This is a genomic window from Desulfobotulus sapovorans DSM 2055 (genome assembly GCF_059569355.1).
Genome location: NZ_JCANVJ010000017.1, coordinates 37,183 through 49,499 on the forward strand (window position 1 = coordinate 37,183; position 12,317 = coordinate 49,499).

At 50.7% G+C, this 12,317-nt stretch carries 9 protein-coding genes; 4 read left to right on the plus strand and 5 right to left on the minus strand.

Annotated features, from left to right (window positions below):
* Positions 1-40: 40 nt before the first annotated feature.
* The 5 genes from BR04_RS11800 to BR04_RS11820 form a co-directional block, all read right to left on the minus strand.
* Positions 41-1,150, minus strand: coding sequence for an AAA family ATPase (locus BR04_RS11800; RefSeq protein WP_496356217.1), 1,110 nt, complete (start codon positions 1,148-1,150; stop codon positions 41-43).
* A 209-nt stretch (positions 1,151-1,359) separates the two neighbouring features.
* A complete protein-coding gene (fic, locus tag BR04_RS11805; RefSeq protein ID WP_496356218.1) occupies positions 1,360-1,965 on the minus strand; it encodes a protein adenylyltransferase Fic in 606 nt (201 codons plus the stop codon).
* Between the two features lie 160 nt (positions 1,966-2,125).
* Complete coding sequence (locus tag BR04_RS11810; RefSeq protein WP_496356219.1) at positions 2,126-2,353, minus strand: hypothetical protein; 228 nt, start codon at positions 2,351-2,353, stop codon at positions 2,126-2,128.
* Positions 2,354-2,462: 109 nt separating this feature from the next.
* Complete coding sequence (locus tag BR04_RS11815) at positions 2,463-3,206, minus strand: hypothetical protein (RefSeq protein ID WP_496356220.1); 744 nt, start codon at positions 3,204-3,206, stop codon at positions 2,463-2,465.
* Between the two features lie 92 nt (positions 3,207-3,298).
* Entirely contained in the window at positions 3,299-4,324 is a 1,026-nt protein-coding gene (locus tag BR04_RS11820; RefSeq protein ID WP_496356221.1) for an acyltransferase, read from the minus strand.
* Positions 4,325-4,898: 574 nt separating this feature from the next.
* On the opposite strand from BR04_RS11820, the gene BR04_RS11825 reads away from it, so the two are divergent.
* The 4 genes from BR04_RS11825 to BR04_RS11840 all read left to right on the plus strand — a co-directional run bounded on the left by BR04_RS11825 (position 4,899) and on the right by BR04_RS11840 (position 11,916).
* The gene (locus BR04_RS11825; RefSeq protein ID WP_496356222.1) at positions 4,899-5,831 is read left to right on the plus strand and encodes a DMT family transporter; all 933 of its coding nucleotides are present in this window, start codon (positions 4,899-4,901) and stop codon (positions 5,829-5,831) included.
* Positions 5,828-7,423: a peptide chain release factor 3 gene (locus tag BR04_RS11830; protein WP_496356223.1), complete on the plus strand. Its 1,596-nt coding sequence runs from the start codon at positions 5,828-5,830 to the stop codon at positions 7,421-7,423. Before BR04_RS11825 ends, BR04_RS11830 begins: the two co-directional genes overlap by 4 nt.
* A 195-nt stretch (positions 7,424-7,618) precedes the next feature.
* The gene (locus BR04_RS11835; RefSeq protein ID WP_496356224.1) at positions 7,619-11,290 is read left to right on the plus strand and encodes a DUF3683 domain-containing protein; all 3,672 of its coding nucleotides are present in this window, start codon (positions 7,619-7,621) and stop codon (positions 11,288-11,290) included.
* Between the two features lie 173 nt (positions 11,291-11,463).
* Entirely contained in the window at positions 11,464-11,916 is a 453-nt protein-coding gene (locus BR04_RS11840; RefSeq protein WP_496356225.1) for a hypothetical protein, read from the plus strand.
* Positions 11,917-12,317: the final 401 nt, after the last annotated feature.

A 12,317-nucleotide genomic window follows, 5' to 3' on the forward strand; every position in this document is an offset into this window, starting at 1 on the left:
ACCATCAGGGCTTGGGACTTTGAAACCGGAGGTTGCTTTTTCACGTATCCAATGTTTTCAAGGTGGTTTCACCATCCTGCCATTTTGCAATGGTTGTGGTGGGTCTGGTATCTGCGAAAGCATCGAGAAACTGGGAGGAATGGGTTGTCAGGATAACTTGCGATCTCGTGGACGCATCAACTGCATATTCAGCAACCAGGGGAAGCATGGAGGGATGCAGTCCCGTCTCCGGTTCATCTATTGCTATGACTGGAGCAGGGGATGGGCTTGCAAGAACCGTTAACAGAAATAGAAAACGAAGGGTTCCATCAGAAAGTTCAGCTGCCGACTGTTCCCGCTTAAGTGATTTCCATCGAATCCTTAGCTGTATTCTCTGGTCAGATGCGGGAGGAAAAACCAATTCCTCAAAATCATCCCCAAATGCCGCCCGCATGGCGGAATTAATGTCGTTTTTAAAATTACGATCCCCTGTGTAAAGGGTATGCAAAACAGAAATAAGGTTTTGCCCATCAGGATCAACCCGTTTTTCCATGCGGGCAATAGCAGGCTGCCGGACTGGTGCATCTTTACTGGTATGCAAATCGTGATAAACGGCTATGGATGCCAGACTTTTCTGGAAATGGGGAATGAAGGGGTTATTGATAAAAGGCCCAGATGCTATAGAGAGGAGACTTTCTTCATCTGATACAAAATCTTCAGACATACTAAAAGCCTGTTCTTTTTCATCAAAAATTACAGCTCTCTTTCCAGTTCTCTCCAAAAATTTAAAAGGCTTCCCTCCGACCCCTTTCCTTGATTTATGAGAATTGATCAGCAGCTCTTTCTCAACCCTGTATGAACTTCCTGCTCCCAGCCTTGCCAAGTCAAGACTGTAAGTTTCAGGGCCTGACTCCCCCCCTTCCGGTATTGTTTCCATCTCAAACTTTATGGAAGCAGCAAGGCCATCCCAAACGATGGGATCCATTCCACCTAAGGACTGAATGTATTTACCAAGTCGGCCTTGCGCTGACACGGAAATCAATTCTATAAATCGCAGCAAATTAGATTTGCCTGTACCATTGGGGCCGATAATGACATTGAGATCTCCGGGCAACCAGCTGACATTCCGCAGGGAACGGAAGCCTTCAATGTTCAATCGTTTGATTTTCATTCTCTGTCTTCCTTGAATTCAGATTTTTGAATGCGGATTTCCCCGCCGTCCGCTTGAACGACTGGTTTAACCGTCCACTTTTTCCACGATCAAACCTCTCTGTTTGTAGCCACGGAAAACGCAGAAAACACAGAAGGGGCGGCTTTGTCGAAAATCTTACATCTCTTTTTCCGTGTGTTCTGTGGCCTCATTTTAATTCTCCATATGCATCACAGTTCTTCAGTTCTGAATTCAATGTAGCCCTCATAGAAATAGCTCACATCGATGCCTTTCATGTACAAGGCACGGTCATTGATTTGATCGGTCAAGGCACCTTTCAGCAGCACCTTGATTTCAACATCTTTCACCATGCTGCGCTCCATGGCGGACAGATAGTCTTCCTTGCCCACCCGATTCCAGTCAATGACCTGCCGGATCTCATTTTTCAGCAAGACATCCAGCCAGATGCGGGTGGCCCGTCCATTGCCTTCGCGGAATGGGTGGGCAATGTTCATCTCGACATATTTTTCAATAATTTCATCAAAATTGCTCTGCGGCATGGCATCAATGTGCTTCAGCGACGGCTCCAGATACATCAACGGCACAAAACGGAAATTGCCCTTGGCGATGTTCACATCCCGCATTTTACCGGCAAACTCATAAATCTCGTCAAACAGGTAGGCATGGATAAACGCCAGCCCGGAAAAAGTACCGACGTCCACTTGATGGATGTCGCCCGTATCAAAAAGCTGCCGGGCTTTTTTTTTGCTGATTTTTTCTTCAGCTTTGGCCAGCGCTACCTGATTTGTTATACCCAATTTATTTTTCAGTATCATTGGGCATTCCTCCGTCCGTGTGTTTATTGTGACCTATACGCCATGACTTTAACGCCTTGGGTCAGGGGCGCTTGAAACGAAGCGGAAAGAGTCACCTGCACCCAATTGTTAGCACAGTTGATATCATTAATATGTGCTTGAATTAATGGAATTTAACATCTTATTCGTTTTCAATATATTCCCACATTTCATTTTGATGTAGCCATATTGGGTCTGCATTTTGCTTGATAAATTCATCAACTTCCATACCTTCAATAGTAGGAGGTCGTTTTACTCGAACTTGTTTTCCGTTCATGAAGACCCACTTATATTTTTTTTGCCTCTCAGCCTTTGCTTTTTTTCTGGCAATCTTTTGGGCTTTGGTGAGCTTATTTTTTATTTTTGCCATATTTCTGTATAGTGCTAACGCTTAAATAACCGGCGGCACGAAGTTGCGTAGCGAGGAACGAGCGGAGCAGCTTTGTGACGTCCGAGTTTATTTTATTGTTATGTTTTATTCAACGTCCACTATTCAAATAAGCATATATATATGAACCACATATAGAACCAGTTGTTCCTAATACTAATGCAACTATACCCGACAGCAGCATCGCACCAACCGGATGTTTTTTTACTATAGAAAGTATTCTGTAATATAAGTCTTTTTTAATTTTAAATATTTCATTTTGTGTTTTTTCTATCACTTGATAAGAAACTTTTTTGTCAGATAGTCTTTGCATACAATCTTTACAAATGATTGGCCGGTGACATGATGCTACCAAATCAGTTTTAATACCTGTCATATCGAAAAGACACCCACGGGTTTCATCATGTGTAAATGACCTTACGTCAATATCATCTGGAATAGTATTATTGTGAGATTTGTATACTAATGAATATGAATTTAATACCCGAAGTATTGCATTTTCTATCGGAATGTTCTTGTATTCAAGAATTTCTTTTATTTCATAAAAAGTGAAAACAATTTTATTATTTCCTAATCTTCTTGAGTAGTAGTTGTCTTGAATAGGTACATTGACAATTGCTATAACAAAATCTGAATCGAAATTAGATGGTATTTCTTTCCTTACTGAATCATCCGAAAATCTCCACCCAGGTCCATCTGAGTTGCAATTTAATTTGTAATTTTCGATATTTTTATCAATTTCGAAAATTGAAGATTTAAACCTCTTTATTCTCTTTAAGTCGAAACCTAAGGGCATATGCCCTATAGTAATTATTTTAATTTTTATCTTATCCATCGAATGATCCTATATAAACATAACGCCTGCCATCACCGGCAGGAATGGAGCGCAGCGGAATTCCTGTCCGTGTGCATGGCATTGTTATGCATTTATTTGAATCCTAATAATCGAGATTGACTCTGGGAAAACACTTTATTGACTACTGAAATACACAGAAAGCATGACAGCATGACAACTCCAATTAATAAAAATTGATAAGCATAGGTAATGTCTTTTATTGGTGGATAAAAATGCAACAGCATTCGAGATATAACCATAAGTGCGAACATATGAGTCAAATATATCCCGAATGATATCACGCCGATTTGCTTTAGTACTTTTGATTTTATTAAATCATGATTATTGAAAAGAAGAATGATTAGAAAAAACGAATACATGAAAGAAGATGCCTTTACCGCTGTAACTGCATCACCAGCTTGGTGAAACAAGGCAATTAGGACATATGATTCAATGCAAGATAATGCATAGAATGTAAATATAAGAACAAAAAGAGATTTATTTGGAATATTCATTCGCCCTGACGAGCCAAGATACAATCCAAGGACAAAAAACATTATCCAAGTAACAAAATTACCCGCATAAAGAATGAGTGGAACGTTTATTTCAGTATAGTATCTTAGGTAAAATATCGTGCATGTCATGACCATGCTTATAAGAATACTAAAAATCAATCCTTTATTATTGGCGAGTTTCTTTAAAATGGGTAGTAATAAGTAGTATTGAATAATCAATGCTATAAAATAGTACGGTCCAGAAGATTGGAAGGATACTAACTTGATAAGCTCATGAACTACTGACTTATTAAAAATTAATATAGAAAATACAAGCCACACTAACGACCAAATCAATAGTGGGATATATACTCTTGGAATTTGCTTTCTTTGAAAAGCCGCATATTCTTTAGAGTTTCCTATTGTCTTCTTTGCCAAAAAGAATCCCGAGATGGCGAGAAACATTGGAACTGCAAAATTCAAAATATTACGCCAAAGAACAGTGAAATTGAAATTTATACTTTCTTCGCTAAATTGAAGGCCGGAGCCTGAAGAATGTATGGCGACAACGCCAAGTATTGCCAAACCCCGTAATACATCAAAATATTCTATTCTTTCATTCACCTTCGTTTCTTTCCTTTGGTTGCATAACAGTGTAATAAGTGGAAATTTTCCATGTTATCGCCCTATATCTGGAAAATTTTCCGTTTATTTTCATATTGAAGGACAAAACATGGAAACATCAATCCCACTTTTGTCCACCAGTCAAAAAAATCCGATTTCCCACTGATTCTGCTATCAAAAGCCCAAATATGGAAAAAGCCCTTCAGAAACCTCTATGCCTGTTCCATAATAAAAAAAATACTTAGCCAATCTCAAAGTCCGGAACAAGGCTTTTCTGTCTTAGGGCTGTAAAAACCGTTTTCCCCTGCGATGACGCCCCATCTCCCCCCTGCTCATGGAAAAGCAAGCACTCCTTCCGGGAAAAGCCGGGAGGAGGCATCCGTTCAGGACACAGTCCCTCCCGGAAGCGGCCCAAGGCACACTTCGTCATTCCCTTGATGCCGGGGATGTGCTAAGGAGCTTTCCTTAGAATATGAGAAGCCGGAACCTTACGGAATTTTTTCCCTGAGGTTCCGGCTTTTCTTGCTGCCCGGCCTGTGCCGGTTTCATTGCTGTGTCTGAAAGGAAAACCCCCGTGTCCGTTTTTTTCCCCTATGCGGCCCTGATCTCCGCCATGGTTCTCTGGTCCACCAGCTTCATCGCCCTGAAGCTGGCCTTTGCCGCCTATGATCCGCTGGTGGTGATCTTTGCCCGTATGCTCATCGCCAGCATCTGCTTTCTGCCCTTTCTCCCCTCCCTGCTGCCCCGGGTGAAATACCGGAAGGGGGATGGCAAGCTTCTTGCCCTCATGGCCCTGTGCGAGCCCTGCCTCTACTTTATCTTTGAAGCCAAGGCGCTTACCCTCACCACCGCCTCCCAGGCGGGGATGATCACGGCGGTACTGCCCCTTCTTGTGGCCATCAGTGCCATGGTATTCCTGCATGAGCGGGTGACAGGACGCACCTTTGCGGGCTTTGGCATCGCCATGGCCGGTGCCCTCGGCCTTTCCCTCACCGGAACAGCTACGGAAAGCGCACCCAACCCCCTGCTCGGAAATTTCTTTGAATTTCTGGCCATGGTCTGTGCCACGGGGTACACCCTCCTGCTCAAGCATCTTTCCGAGCGCTACCCGGCCTTTCTGCTCACGGGCTTTCAGGCCTTCTGCGGCAGCATCTTCTTCTTTCCCGTACTGTTCTTTCCGGGAACAGGGCTTCCGACCCACCTTGAAACCCTCCCGGCCCTCTCCGTTCTCTATCTCGGTGCCTGCATCACCTTAGGTGCCTATGGCCTGTATAATTTTGGCGTCAGCCGCATCCCGGCCAGTCAGGCCTCAGCCTATGTCAATCTCATTCCCGTATTCACCGTATTCTTCGGCTGGCTGATCCTGGGCGAGCGTTTCACCGCCCTCCAGTATGGCTGCGCCGCCCTCGTGCTTTCCGGTGTCGCCTTGAGCCAGAACCGCCTTCCGGAACCCCCTGCGCCGCCCCTTGCCGCGGCCCACCCCAGTTCAGGAATATCCCCATCATGAGTACTCCCAGCAGCAAAATTACCCAGGAAGTCGCCAAACGCAGGACCTTTGGCATCATCAGCCATCCGGACGCAGGGAAAACCACCCTCACGGAAAAGCTGCTCCTCTTTGGTGGCGCGATCCAGACCGCAGGTGCCGTCAAGGCCAAAAAGGCCCAGCGCCACGCCACCTCGGACTGGATGGCCATTGAACAGGAACGCGGCATCTCCGTGACCACCTCGGTGATGAAATTCAACTACCGGGACTATGAGGTGAACCTTCTGGACACCCCCGGTCACCAGGACTTTTCCGAAGACACCTACCGGGTGCTCACCGCCGTGGATTCGGCCCTCATGGTCATCGACTCGGCCAAGGGCGTGGAAACCCAGACGGAAAAACTCATGGGCGTCTGCCGCATGCGGAACACCCCCATCATCACCTTCATCAACAAGCTGGACAGGGAAGGCATGTTCCCCCTCGATATTCTTTCGGACATCGAGGACAAACTCCAGATCGAGTGCATTCCCATGTCCTGGCCCATCGGCATGGGAAAGCGGTTCCGGGGGGTGTACAATCTCTACAAAAAAGAGATCTCCCTCTTCAACCCCAGCCGGGAAAGCAAGCCCAGGGATGTGATCACCATCAGGGATCTTTCCGATCCCCTTCTGGATGAAATCTTAGGCTCCCAGGCCGATGAACTGCGCGAGGACATTGCGCTTCTCGAAGGTGCCGCCAGTCCCTTTGAAATGCGCCACTTCCTTTCCGGCTCCCAGACCCCCGTCTTTTTCGGTTCGGCCATCAACAATTTCGGCGTGCGGGAACTTCTCGATGCCTTTGTGGAAATGGCCCCCTGCCCTTCCCCCAGAGCCGCCGCCACCCGCCTGGTCAGTCCCGAGGAAGAGGCCTTTTCCGGCTTTGCCTTTAAAATCCAGGCCAACATGGATCCCGCCCACAGGGACCGCATCGCCTTTGTGCGGATCTGCTCCGGAAAGTTCACCCGGGGCATGAAGGTCATGCACCACCGTCTGGGCAAGGAGATGATCATCAGCAACGCCACCATCTTCATGGCCCAGGACCGCAGCAACGTGGACGAGGCCTGGCCCGGCGACATCATCGGCGTACACAACCACGGCACCGTAAAGATCGGAGACACCTTCACCGCGAAAGAACCCCTGAAGTTCACGGGGATTCCCAATTTCGCGCCGGAAATTTTCCGCAGGGTCATCCTGAAGAACCCCCTCAAGCTCAAGCAACTTCAGAAGGGTCTCACCCAGCTGGCCGAAGAAGGGGCCGTCCAGTTTTTCCGGCCCATCACCGTGCCGGACTATATCCTCGGTGCCGTGGGCGCCCTCCAGTTTGACGTGACCATGCACCGCCTCAAGGCGGAATACAGCGTGGACGCCATCTACGAGAATGTCAATTTCGGCGTGGCCCGCTGGATACGCTGTGAAGATCCCAAAATCTATGGAGAATTTGAGAAAAAACACGGCCATAACCTGGCACGGGATGCCGAAGGCCACCTCACCTTCCTCACCACCACGGAATGGCAGCTGGGCTTTGTGGAAGAGCAGTGGCCGGGCATTGTCTTCCTGAAAACCCGTGAGACGGATTAAATCCCTTCTCCTTGCCTTTTTCGCCCATAAAATGGTAGGAAGACGGCGGGCTGTAAAGCCAGCCCCCGGCTTTCCTCTGCCAGGGGCCCCTGACGGGAAACGATCCCTTTCACGGATGCGTTTCCCTTTTTTTCCCCTATCTTCCGCAAAAGGGATGTCCCGTATCCCCTTTGTGAGCTCCGGGAGGTTTGCCCCATGAACGTCAATTACCGGGAAATCCCGTACAATTACACTTCCGCCGACGACCGTCAGGTAATCTGTCAGATTCTTGGAAACGATATCTGGCAGGTACTGGAAAATCTCCGTTCCCAGCGCGTCACGGGCCGCTCCGCCCAGCTCCTCATGCGCTTTGCGGGGGATCTCTTCATCCTGAGACGCAACCCCTTTGTCTATGAGGATCTCATCACCTCCCGCCGCAGACAGAAGGAATTCTTCACCAATGCGGGCAATGATCTCAAGGCCGTGGCCGAAGCAGCCCTCAACTCCGATGTGCAGATTGTTCTCGACCGCTGCCACATACGGCTTGCCGAACTTCAGGCGGAAATCCGGGAAATCAAAACCCTGCGCCGCAAGGTGAAAAAAAGCCTTTCCGCCATTGTGGGCGAGGAGAATGTCTCCTTTGATCCCTTCAGCATCAACAGCCACGCCACGGATGCCACGGACTGGCGGCTCTGCCTGCCCTTTGCCGTCATCCGGCCCTCCGAGGAGGGGCAGGTGCCCAAAGTACTGGCCGCCATTGCGGATCTCGGTATGCACGCCATTCCCAGAGGCGCCGGCACAGGCCTGACCGGAGGGGCCGTTCCCGTACGCGACCGCTGCATCATGGTAAACTGCGAAAAACTCAACCACATCCATGGCATTGAGGAGCAGCCCTTCACCGGAGATGACGGCAGGGAAAAGACCATGCCCGTCCTCCGTCTGGAAGCCGGGGTGGTCACGGAAACGGCCATGAAGGCCGCGGAAGCCCGCCACCTGGTCTTTGCCACAGATCCCACCTCCGCCTGGGCCTGCACCATCGGCGGTAACATTGCGGAAAACGCAGGGGGCAAAACCGCCGTGCTCTGGGGTACGGCCATCGACAACCTCATCGCCTTTAAAATCGCCATGCCCGATGGCCGTTTTCTGGAAGTCCGGCGCACCAACCACCCCATGCGCAAAATCCAGCCTTCGGATACGGTCATCTATGTCCTCAAGGATCTGAAAACCCTGGAAACCGAGGAAATCCGCATCAGCGGAAGGGAAATCCGCAAGCCCGGTCTCTGGAAGGACATCACCAACAAAACCCTTGCCGGTGTACCGGGCATTCAGAAGGAAGGCTGTGACGGGGTTATCACCTCTGCGGAATTCATTCTGTATAAAGCCTACCCGGAAAAGGCCACCTGCTGTCTCGAATTTTTCGGAAAAGACATGGAAGAGGCCAGCCGGGTGATCGTGGCCCTTTCTGAAACCTTTGAGAACAAAGGGGAAGAGGCCCTCATGGCCCTGGAGCACTTTGATGATGAATACATCAAGGCCATCGGGTACAAGGTGAAAGCGGCCCGCAGCGAAATCCCCAAAGCCGTCCTCCTCGTGGACATGGTGGCCCATACGCCCGAACAGCTTGCCCGTGGCCGGGAAAATCTGAACCAGCTGCTGGAACCCTACCCCAACACGGAAATTTTCTTTGCCAAGGACAAGGCCGAGGCCACACGCTTCTGGCAGGATCGCAAGCGCTTCGGGGCCATAGCCGCCCGCACCAACGCCTTCAAACTGAACGAGGACATCGTTCTGCCCCTGCCCCGGCTGGCGGCCTTCGCCCGTTTTGCCGAAGACTACAATGGCGAAGAAAACCGCTACAACCAGCGGGCCGCTGTGGATGCCATCGAAAGATACCTTCAGACCGCCCAGCCTGCGGATGCCGAAGATGCCGCCTGGGTGAAAAGCAAGGCCGCTGCGGCGGGACAGCTCTGTAACGACACCCTGCTGGCCCTTGCCGCCGCCACCCACGAGGAACTGGCAGCAGAAAGCCTTCTCAGGGAATTCACGGAAGATATTCTGGAACTCTTCCAGGGCTACAGGAAAATTTCCGCTGAAATCGCCGAACTCATCGCCGCCGTACGCTCCCGGCAGATCATCCTTGCCACCCACATGCATGCGGGTGACGGGAACATCCACGTCAACATCCCCGTGTTCTCCAACGACCTTGAGATGATGGCCCGCGCCAACAAAACCGCAGACGATGTCATGGCCAAGGCCGTGGCCCTCGGTGGCGTCGTTTCCGGTGAACATGGTATCGGTATCACCAAGATGAAGTATTTTGACAAGGATCAGATCCTCGCCTTAAGCCAGTACCGCAGAAAGGTGGATCCCGGCAACGTGATGAACCCCGGTAAACTGGAAGATCCCTCCGTACCGGAAAAGGTGTTCACCCCCTCCTTCAACCTTTTGAGCATTGAAGCCAAGATTCTCCAGCACGGCTCCCTCAAAGCCCTCTCGGACAAGATCGCCAAATGCGTACGCTGCGGCAAATGCAAGGCGGACTGCTGCACCTTCTATCCCCAGCAGAACCTTTTCTACCATCCAAGAAACAAGAACCTTGCCGTGGCGGCCCTCATTGAGGCCATCCTCTACGATGCCCAGCGCACCCACACAGGCCGCTTCCGTGCCCTGAAACATCTGGAAGAAATCGCAGACCACTGCACCATCTGCCACAAATGCAAAATTCCCTGCCCCGTGGACATCGACACCGCAGAGGTGTCCATTCTGGAGCGGGAAATTCTTGCCACCCTCAAATACAAGAAAAAGGCCCTGCCCACCCGCATGGTACTGGCCTACCTCAAAAGCAACGCCCCTCTGCCCAACGCCCTTTTCCGCAAGGGGCTGCTGCGCTATGGCGGTGAAGCCCAGAGGCTGGGAGCCAGGATGCTGGGCCGTATCCGGGAAAAAAGCCCCTTCCGCGTGGGGAAAATGACCTTCTCTCCCCTGGATCCCCGCTGGGTGAAAGATCTCAAACCCATTCAGCTTCTCGAAGCCCCCATGCCCTCCCTGCCCAAGGATACCCTCCGGGATACCCTGCCCGCCTGCGGCCCCAATCAGGTACTGGTCATGGAACCGCCGGGAGAAGCCCACAGCACGGTCTTTTATTTTCCGGGCTGCGGTTCCGAGCGCCTGCACAGCGCCATCAGCAAAGCGGGCATCTACATCCTGCTCAAGGCGGGAATCCGGGTGGTTCTGCCCCCGCCTTTTTTATGTTGCAGCTTTCCCGCGACAGTCAACGCGGAAACCCTGCAAAGGGATCACCTGCATCTGCGCAATACCATCCTCTTCAACCAGACGCGGGAGATGCTCCGCTATCTCACCTTTGACGCCTGTGTGGTCACCTGCGGCACCTGCAAGGAAGCCCTGGAAGAACTGGGAACGACCCATATCTTTGACTGCCCTGTAACCGATGTCTCCCGTTTTGTCATGGAAAAGGGCCTTGAGATCCCAAAGGAAGACGGCACAAGGCTCTACCACGCCCCCTGCCACGATTCTCTGGAAGGCAACGGCCTGCGCCTTTTCCGGGAGGCCACGGGCGAAGAACTGAAGAACACGGCCCACTGCTGCTCCGAGGCGGGCACCATGTCCCTGAGCCGTACCGATATCACCAACCGCATGCGCATCCGCAAGCATGCCACCCTGAAACGCGCCACCGAAGGCATGGACAAAACGTCCCCCATTGTGCTACTGACAAATTGTCCTTCCTGCATTCAGGGCCTGGGTCGTAACATGGATCTGGGAATTACGCCCCGGCATCTCACCGAAGAGATTGCCCTGCGCCTTGGCGGCAGCCAGTGGGAAAAGGAATTCAAACGGCTTCTGGCCAATACGGATGCCATCAATATCTGACGCTATTTAACGTTCTGAGGTCTCCTGCAAGACCAGAAGGACGCTTCACGGAAGACAGGAACAGCCTGATTTCTCACAAAATCAGGCTGTTTCCATGCGGGAAGTTCCGGCCTGCCCCCCAGGCCGGAACCCCTGCTTCCCCCCTCCCGCAACCTTCTCCCGAAGGAGGAAAAATGCCTTACCCTTCCATAATCCGCAAAATATTCTGGCTCTTTCTCCTCCTTCTTCTCTTCTGCGGATGTGAACAGATACGTTCCTTTTTCGGCGATCCCCCCTACAAATACAGCTTTTCCTATTTTGCCCCCATGGAAAACTATGCCTATGTGCGGGCGGAAATCACCCTGGGCTTTTCGACCCAGGACGGGGTGCTGGAAGTACAGCGCAAGAAGGAACGCATCCACTATGCCATGGATCTCATTGTACGCCCCTACACCGGCGTACAGATGCTGGACGACGGCAAACGCCTGCGAAAAATCATTGAGCGTGTGACGGAAAACATACTGGAAACACCGGTAAAACGTATCGATATCGCTGCATATGAAGTTTCCTTCAAAGAAGGCGAAGCTCCTGCCCCTGAAGAATTGACTCCGAAAAAGAAACTCCCCCAAACCTTCCACGGTGATTAAACAATTTGATCCCCCCTTCTTCAGTTATCGTTCCCATGCTCCAGCGTGGGAACGCAATACCGGGCGCTCCTGCGCCCAGGGCCAGTATCCTCGGCAATCCCTTCTCTGGGAAAGGGATATCATCGAAGCGCCGGGACGATCCAGATCAGAATATGGGACGTACCGATTTCTGGACGCCATACAGTTTTTTGGGGCCATGACAGCTTTTGTGGGTTCAAGACGCTGGAGCGTCTTTGGACGCATTCCCACGCTGGAGCGTGGGAACGATGGATTCAAAAAATTGACTCCGAAAAAGCGCCTCTTTCAGGGGATGCAAAGATATGCTGATCCGGGCCTTTTCCTTCCCCGTTCCTGCCTTCCCGAGCCTGGGAAAAATCAGTCTTGACAAAAATCTTAGGCCT